This is a genomic window from Clostridium brassicae (assembly GCF_026738875.1).
Taxonomy (GTDB): Bacteria; Bacillota; Clostridia; order Clostridiales; family Clostridiaceae; genus Clostridium_H; species Clostridium_H brassicae.
Genome location: NZ_JAPQFJ010000044.1, coordinates 1 through 7,367, shown reverse-complemented (window position 1 = coordinate 7,367; position 7,367 = coordinate 1). Strand labels below are relative to the sequence as shown.

At 28.2% G+C, this 7,367-nt stretch carries 8 protein-coding genes, 6 tRNA genes and 1 rRNA gene; all 15 read right to left on the bottom strand.

Annotated features, from left to right (window positions below):
- Nucleotides 1-574: 574 nt before the first annotated feature.
- The 15 genes from OW729_RS19055 to rrf all read right to left on the bottom strand — a co-directional run bounded on the left by OW729_RS19055 (nucleotide 575) and on the right by rrf (nucleotide 7,353).
- Nucleotides 575-1,513, bottom strand: coding sequence for a GNAT family N-acetyltransferase (locus OW729_RS19055; protein ID WP_268063117.1), 939 nt, complete (start codon nucleotides 1,511-1,513; stop codon nucleotides 575-577).
- A 4-nt stretch (nucleotides 1,514-1,517) separates the two neighbouring features.
- Nucleotides 1,518-2,690 carry an MFS transporter gene (locus OW729_RS19050; RefSeq protein WP_268063116.1) on the bottom strand — a complete coding sequence of 391 codons (1,173 nt, stop codon included), beginning with the start codon at nucleotides 2,688-2,690 and terminating at the stop codon, nucleotides 1,518-1,520.
- 12 nt (nucleotides 2,691-2,702) lie between these two features.
- The gene (locus OW729_RS19045; protein WP_268063115.1) at nucleotides 2,703-3,410 is read right to left on the bottom strand and encodes a tRNA threonylcarbamoyladenosine dehydratase; all 708 of its coding nucleotides are present in this window, start codon (nucleotides 3,408-3,410) and stop codon (nucleotides 2,703-2,705) included.
- 662 nt (nucleotides 3,411-4,072) lie between these two features.
- A complete protein-coding gene (locus tag OW729_RS19040; RefSeq protein WP_268063114.1) occupies nucleotides 4,073-4,360 on the bottom strand; it encodes a hypothetical protein in 288 nt (95 codons plus the stop codon).
- Nucleotides 4,361-4,373: 13 nt separating this feature from the next.
- Nucleotides 4,374-4,559, bottom strand: coding sequence for a hypothetical protein (locus OW729_RS19035; RefSeq protein WP_268063113.1), 186 nt, complete (start codon nucleotides 4,557-4,559; stop codon nucleotides 4,374-4,376).
- Between the two features lie 139 nt (nucleotides 4,560-4,698).
- Nucleotides 4,699-4,857, bottom strand: coding sequence for a hypothetical protein (locus OW729_RS19030; RefSeq protein WP_268063112.1), 159 nt, complete (start codon nucleotides 4,855-4,857; stop codon nucleotides 4,699-4,701).
- Between the two features lie 88 nt (nucleotides 4,858-4,945).
- Nucleotides 4,946-5,479, bottom strand: coding sequence for an NAD(+) diphosphatase (locus OW729_RS19025; RefSeq protein WP_268063111.1), 534 nt, complete (start codon nucleotides 5,477-5,479; stop codon nucleotides 4,946-4,948).
- A gap of 182 nt (nucleotides 5,480-5,661) precedes the next feature.
- The gene (sfsA, locus tag OW729_RS19020) at nucleotides 5,662-6,354 is read right to left on the bottom strand and encodes a DNA/RNA nuclease SfsA (protein WP_268063110.1); all 693 of its coding nucleotides are present in this window, start codon (nucleotides 6,352-6,354) and stop codon (nucleotides 5,662-5,664) included.
- Between the two features lie 262 nt (nucleotides 6,355-6,616).
- Nucleotides 6,617-6,691: transfer RNA gene (locus OW729_RS19015), tRNA-Glu, on the bottom strand.
- A gap of 122 nt (nucleotides 6,692-6,813) precedes the next feature.
- A tRNA-Gln gene (locus OW729_RS19010) sits at nucleotides 6,814-6,888 on the bottom strand.
- A gap of 6 nt (nucleotides 6,889-6,894) precedes the next feature.
- Nucleotides 6,895-6,971: transfer RNA gene (locus tag OW729_RS19005), tRNA-Arg, on the bottom strand.
- A gap of 4 nt (nucleotides 6,972-6,975) precedes the next feature.
- Nucleotides 6,976-7,049, bottom strand: a tRNA-Gly gene (locus OW729_RS19000).
- A gap of 9 nt (nucleotides 7,050-7,058) precedes the next feature.
- A tRNA-Leu gene (locus tag OW729_RS18995) sits at nucleotides 7,059-7,142 on the bottom strand.
- Between the two features lie 14 nt (nucleotides 7,143-7,156).
- Nucleotides 7,157-7,231 (bottom strand) — tRNA-Glu (locus OW729_RS18990).
- 5 nt (nucleotides 7,232-7,236) lie between these two features.
- Nucleotides 7,237-7,353: ribosomal RNA gene (gene rrf / locus OW729_RS18985) — 5S ribosomal RNA — on the bottom strand.
- Between the last annotated feature and the right edge of the window lie 14 nt (nucleotides 7,354-7,367).

Genomic DNA, 7,367 nt, shown 5'->3' with positions numbered 1-7,367 from the left:
AGCGTTCGTCCTGAGCCAGGATCAAACTCTCAATTTAAAAGTTTAATCTTTACTCAATTCAATTGACTGACTTTATATCAACTTCTGTTTAATTTTCAAAGACCATTTCTTTCGCTGCACTTAAGCAGCTTATTTAGTATATCAGTTTGTCTCTTCTTTGTCAACAACTTTTTTGGTTTTTTATTTCAAACCTTGTTGTCGTCTTGCCATTGCTCTCTCGCGACGACATGGATTATCTTATCAAAATAATACATGTATCGTTTCATTATTTTATGTCATCTAACTTAAATAACTCTAAATTTCTCATTATATCTATTAATTTTTTCTAAAATCATATATTGATACTCCTGGAACAGTATTTGTAAAACCATCTTTATTTTATGTATTTTATATCATTTAATACACTTTATAATCTAACAAATTCTAGATCTATTTTTATAAACTATTAATTTAATATTTTTTAATTAAAAAGAAATTATATTAAACTAAAAAATAACACAATATATTGATTTTCTCATTAATATCTCAATATATTGTGTAAATCTATTTTAAGATAGCACCTTTTATTAGATACTTATTTATTTGTCTTATAAAATATTTTATGATCTCTCCATTTGCCATTTATAAATAAATATTTTTCACTTATTCCAATCTCTTTAAATCCAGAACTTATTAAAACTCTTTGAGATTTTTCATTATCCACAAGAGTGCTTGCCTCTATCCTATGAAGTTCCATATCTTCAAAAGCATATTCTAATAAAAGCTTTATAGCTTCTTTCATATATCCATTATTTTGTTCATCTTTATCTATAGAATAACCTATAAATGCATTCTTAAATATTCCTCTTACTATGTTCGATAATCTTATTTTACCTATAAATTTTTTATCTTTGTATATACCAAATTCAGCACTTGTTCCATTTAAAAACTGTTTATAACTTTCTATCAGACTCTCTGTTTGAGCTTCTATTGTATAAAAACTCTCTTCTCTCAATGGCTCAAATGGTTGTAAATAGTTTTTGTTTCTTTTATAATAATCTAAAATATCCTGTGAATCTTCTGGGGTTAGAATCTTAAGCTCTACATTTTTTCCTTTAAGTCTTAAAATATTTATATTCCTGTCTTTCTTAAACTCGCTAATCTCTACACCAAAAACTAATTCACTTCTACGTTCATTACCTAAAGTATAGCTATTAATAAATATTCCTTCTAATGTAAAACCTAATTCTGTAAACGGACTTAACATAGTATCCTGATCAACTATAACATCTATCTTTAATACTTCTGTATTTTTGAATAAAGATGTAACCATTAAGTCTAGTGCTTTTTTTAGCTCTTCTCTATGACTTTCATCATTTTTATAGAATTTAATCCTAAAACTACAAAATTTATTTTTTGCACTTAATTCAATTATAAAAATAACGCCTAAGTTTATACCATATTTATCTTTTATTATGTACTCATTATCTTTGCCCTTTAAAACTTTTATTTCATTATTATATACCTTATACATATTGCTATCCCCTGCTTTCATTAGATATATTTTTAGTGTTTACATAAATTAAATAAGTAAATATAACACATATAAATAAGCAAATAGGAATAACATAGTATGCCTTATATACACTTATTGAATCGCTTAGACTTCCAATTAAAATGTTGATAAACATACCTGTTCCTGATGCTACAGTTATTATTAATCCAGTTATAAATGATATATTATCTTTAAAAACTTTACTTAGAGTAAGAATAGTGGTAGGAAAGATGATTCCAAAAAATGTTCCTGATAGTGAAATAATTATTATTCCATTCAATCCAATTACCATTCCAATTGTGTATAATATAAACGCTATAGAAATAGAAATTAAAACTGTTTTAATATATCCAAGTTTTTCAGCTATAAATCCACCTAGTAATCTTCCTAATGCAAGTGTACCAAAAAATATAGCTGCATAATAAGACCCTTTATTTACATCAAGTTTATATGTATCATGGATAAAGTTCACAAACCACACTCCTGTATTTGTCTCAGCTGAAACATATGCTCCTAAAGCAATCATATAAAGGTATATCATCTTATTTTTTAATATATTTTTATAATCTATTTTTTCCTTACTTTTAACTTTATTAACTTCAGGTATTCTAACAAAAATAAAACTCAGAAAAGTTCCAGTAGCTATCACAGCTATCATCAGATATATTTGTTTCCAAGTTATTCCTTTGTATAGCATTGCTCCCGCAAACCTTTGGGCACAAGTAGCTCCAACTCTATAACAAAAATGTGTAAAATTCATAAGTATTGCTTGAAAATTTATGGCAAGTATAGGGATTATGGTATTAGTTCCTATGGCAATAAATGCTTGTCCGATATTTAATACGAAAAGCTCTATTATTAATAATAGAAAGCTTTTACAAAAATATAATGCTATAAGAGGAATAACCATAAACATAAATCCTAATAAAAACACTCTTTTCTGTCCTATTTTCTCACACAACACTCCTCCTATAAAGGTGAAACTCATATATCCTAAAGAACACATAAGCACCATTAGTGATATACCTTTATTTTCTACTAAAAATTCCTGTTTAAGAGTAGGAACAAATGGTCCTCTAACATTATCGCACATTGCAGATAAAATCATCATTATGAATATAAAGACTATAGCTATAAAATTTTTTCTTTTCTCCACTGAACCAACTCCTTAATCATAAATTAAGTCTTTAATAACTTCTCCTGCTATAATAAGTCCCGCACTCGATGGAACAAAGGAAATACTTCCTGGTGATTGTTTCCTTTGACCTTTATCTTTATATTCCTCACTTATTTTAATAGGTAACTCTTCTGAATACACTACCTTTAACTTCTTTATACCTCTAGATTTTAGTTCCTTCCTCATAACTTTAGCAAGAGGACATACATTAGTTTTGTATATATCTGAAACTTTAAGTTTAGTAGGATCTAATTTATTTCCTGTTCCCATACTGCTAATCAATCTTATATTATTTTCATTACACCAAACAACCAAAGCAATTTTAGATGTTACTGTATCTATTGCATCTATAACATAATCTGTATCTTGCCCTATTATATCTTTGATATTGTCTTTAGTTACAAACACTTTATGAGTTGTTACAATACATGAGGGATTTATATCTAAAACTCTTTCTTTCATTACATCTACTTTTGCTTTACCAACCGAACTAGTTGTAGCAATTATTTGTCTATTTATATTAGAAATATCTACCTCATCTTTATCAACCAAGGTTATATTTTGAATACCACTTCTAGCCAAAGCTTCAGTTACAAAACCTCCTACCCCCCCAATTCCAAATATAACAACTTTGCTTTTTATTAATTTTTCTAAATTCTCTTTTCCTATAATTTTTTCTGTTCTAATTAACCATTCCATATTTTTTACCTCTCTTTTATAATCCAAATAATTGCTACAGTACATAATAAATTTTTCAATTTTAAGATATATTATACATATATTTTAAATTACTAAGCTCATTAAAACAAACATACTAAAATATAAATTAAACGTTATACCAATAATTATTATATCAAAAATAAAAAAAAATACTGCGAATTTTTCGCAGTATTCTAAATTAAAAATAAAATCCGAACAAGCAACAATCATATATAAAAATCCATATTAAACAGAGTTAAAGGCATATAAGTAACTTTCAACTATAAGACATGTCTTTACCATACTATTTATATTACCTCCGTAGACAGACTCATTTTATACCTATACTCTTTATTCTATTTGTAACTAAGCTTAATAAATTGACGACCATAAATCTTAGTTACTTTAAATAGAATAACTCACCTTTAATTCTGTTATAAACTTTAATTTCCCACACATGGCATAATATTGTAGCCACAATATTATTATACTATTTAATCATAATTTTCGCAATATTCTGGCCTGATAGACTTTACTACACATACTTACATGTATCTATTAAATAGTACAATTAATTTAATATATGTTTATATAGTCTATAAATTGATATAGCTATTAATATATGATTTTATCGAAATAAAGTGATATATTAAATAATATTTTTATCTTTCATATAGATTTGATAGAACTTTATCATATAAGCCCACTTGACACACGTTATTTTGAAAATTATCACACATATTACAACTTATAGTTAAATCATAAGAAGAAGTTATGCCAAATATATTATTTATTGGAGTATATCCAGAACAGTTAGTAGCAATAGCTATAGTCTGTTGATTTCCTGCCATAGAATATGATTCCATATCATTTATGTTATTGAGATTTGATACACTTTTAATTGTATTATCCATCTTCACAGATTTTTTATCATATCTTATGTCTCTCATAGAATCCGCTCCTTTAGTTTCTACTTATTATTTGAATAACTTCATCAAATAACCCTTTTGAGCATTCTCCATTAATAAAATTTTTACAATTATTACAACTTTCAGAAAGGGTTCCCATACTAAACATAGTTATTGCATATTTTGCATCATACTCTAAACAATTTTGAGCCACTACCATTTTAAATTCTTTGGAAATCATACTAAGCACTCACCTTTTAATTTATTAATTTTAGTATAGTTTCCCTCAAATTTAAAATAAAATTCGTTTTTTACAAATATACTTAATTTTAAATCTAATCCCTATGAACTAATATATACTCCCACTAATTGAATAATTCTTAATATATTACAGATTCTGTTTCTCTACAATATTTTGTAATAAGACATTCTCCTAAATTTCTAGGACATTTCTTACATATACAATCTTCTACATTACCATCACAATCTTTATTTAAAAATTCAGGACACTTTTTACAGTTATTATTAATATATTTCATATTATATATCTCCTCTACATCTAATTATCTACAAAAAATAATACCTTGCCTCTCTTAAGACAAAGGTCGATATAATTTGAATTTTTAATCATATATATTTATTCTCACATAAATATATACACTCTTTATCATATCCTATTTCTTTTAAGACTTTTCTAACAACTTCTTTTCCTATTCTATCCTCTTTCATTTGGCATATTGCATTTTCTATACTGCTCCACTCTACAAACTCAACTTCAGCAGATTTTTTAATCTCTCCCTTAACATATTGAGCCATATAAGTTAACATTAAAAGCTCAGATTCCTTAATAAAATCGCTACCTAAATATTTAAGTTTATTTACAATTATTCCTGTTTCTTCTTTAACTTCTCTAACAACAGTTTCTTCAACAGTTTCACCGTTTGTTACATATCCTGAAACTAGAACTTTTGAATTTTTAAAGATATAGCTTTGTTTAAGTAAAAGTATTTCATTTCCTTTTACAACCGCTACCACTACACATGGCTTAGGTAAATCAAAATACATGGTATTATCAAAGGGGCAATAAGGTACTTGGCCCTCATCTAAGCTATCTTTCATTATTAATTTTGAACCACACTTAGGACAAAATTTATATTTCATATAATTCCCCTCCCTGAATAATATCGTAATTTAATTATTCCTTTTAATTCCATCACCTATTATTTACACATATACTTAAATGATTATGGTACTATAATTATAATGCATTTACATTTTATAGTATATAGTTCCATATGCTGATTTATAGAATTATAACTTAAATTAGTATTTATTCTTATTGATTATAATAAAATTTCTATCCTTTTATTTAACTCTATATAGTTATCTTTGACATTAGAATTATATGCAAAAATATCCACTCCTTTTTTATAAGCTAATCTAAGCGCATCTCCAAATTTATTATCCATATCATCATAAGGAGAGAACTTATTTGCCTCTTGCAATTGTATTAAAAACAAGACACCCGCTCCTTTACCTTGTGCTTTAACCTCGATTAATTCTAAAATATGTTTTCTTCCTCGCTCTGTTGGAGCATCTGGAAACATACAATGTCCATTTTGTTCAAATGTTACACCCTTCACTTCTAAATAATACTCTTGTTCTTGGCTATTTAAAAGTTTAAAATCAAATCTACTATTTCCAAAAGTTTTTTCTCTTTGGATTATGGTATAATTCTTTAACTTATCTATTTTACCCTTCTTCAAGGCCTCATCAACTACATAATTAGGTACTTGAGAATCAATATTTATTAATTTTCCATCCTTATATCCTGCTATTAAATCATACTTAGTTTTTCTATTTTGGTTTTTCCCTTCTTTTAAAATAATAGTAGCTCCAGGTATAAGTATCTCTTTACATCTACCTGTATTAGGCACATGAACAACAATTTCTTCCCCATTCAATTTTACATAAGCAATAAACCTATTTGGCCTTTTTATAAATTCCGCTCTAAAAATATTGTTATCATATATCATATTTGTCATAAGCTCCTTTTATATAAAAATATTTTCATACATTCTATTGATATCTTCAACATTATTATATATTAAATAGGATGATTATATTGTAATAAATAATTCCATATTAATTTTTATCTATTCCTATATAATTCAAAAACTATATTGATCATGATAATATAATAAAAATCTATTTCTGTCTATTCTCTTACTATAAATAACGAATTTGCTTTAAAAAATCAATAAAAAAAGCCTCAATCTTTAAATTGAGACAATATAATGGTAGCTCCTAGGGGAATTGAACCCCTGATTCCGCCTTGAGAGGGCGACGTCTTAACCTCTTGACCAAGGAGCCATGTAATTAACTTTTTATACTTTACTTGTAATATTATAGCACTTGATAGTCTTGTTGTCAATTTATATTAAATATATTATGTAAAATAAAACTCTTCTACAATAAAATAGAAGAGTTTTATTTGGCTGGGATGGCAGGATTCGAACCTACGCATGTAGCAGTCAAAGTGCTATGCCTTACCGCTTGGCGACATCCCAATATTATGGTGCGTCTTAAGAGATTCGAACTCCTGGCCCACGCCTTAGAAGGGCGTTGCTCTATCCAGCTGAGCTAAAGACGCAAAATGGAGCGGGTAAGGGGAATCGAACCCCTGTGTTCAGCTTGGAAGGCTGACGTTCTACCATTGAACCATACCCGCTTATTTATATGGTGCAGGTGAAGGGAGTCGAACCCCCACGCCAAAGGCGCTAGATCCTAAGTCTAGTGCGTCTGCCAATTCCGCCACACCTGCATATATAAAAATAATGGTGACTCCTAGGGGAATCGAACCCCTGTTACCACCGTGAAAGGGTGGTGTCTTGACCGCTTGACCAAGGAGCCAAATTACCTGGCGGCGACCTACTCTTCCACACCGTCTCCAGTGCAGTACCATCGGCGCTTTGAAGCTTAACCTTCGTGTTCGGAATGGGAACGGGTGTTACCTTCAAGCCATAACCACCAGATGCTATAGTTCTCG

Bases quoted from the DNA above. Each gene is read 5' to 3' on its own strand.
- OW729_RS19055 (WP_268063117.1), bottom strand. From the start codon at position 1,513: ATGTATAAGGTATATAATAATGAAATAAAAGTTTTAAAGGGCAAAGAT.
- OW729_RS19025 (WP_268063111.1), bottom strand. From the start codon at position 5,479: ATGAAATATAAATTTTGTCCTAAGTGTGGTTCAAAATTAATAATGAAA.
- sfsA (WP_268063110.1), bottom strand. From the start codon at position 6,354: ATGATATATGATAACAATATTTTTAGAGCGGAATTTATAAAAAGGCCA.
- OW729_RS19045 (WP_268063115.1), bottom strand. From the start codon at position 3,410: ATGGAATGGTTAATTAGAACAGAAAAAATTATAGGAAAAGAGAATTTA.
- OW729_RS19030 (WP_268063112.1), bottom strand. From the start codon at position 4,857: ATGAAATATATTAATAATAACTGTAAAAAGTGTCCTGAATTTTTAAAT.
- OW729_RS19040 (WP_268063114.1), bottom strand. From the start codon at position 4,360: ATGAGAGACATAAGATATGATAAAAAATCTGTGAAGATGGATAATACA.
- OW729_RS19035 (WP_268063113.1), bottom strand. From the start codon at position 4,559: ATGATTTCCAAAGAATTTAAAATGGTAGTGGCTCAAAATTGTTTAGAG.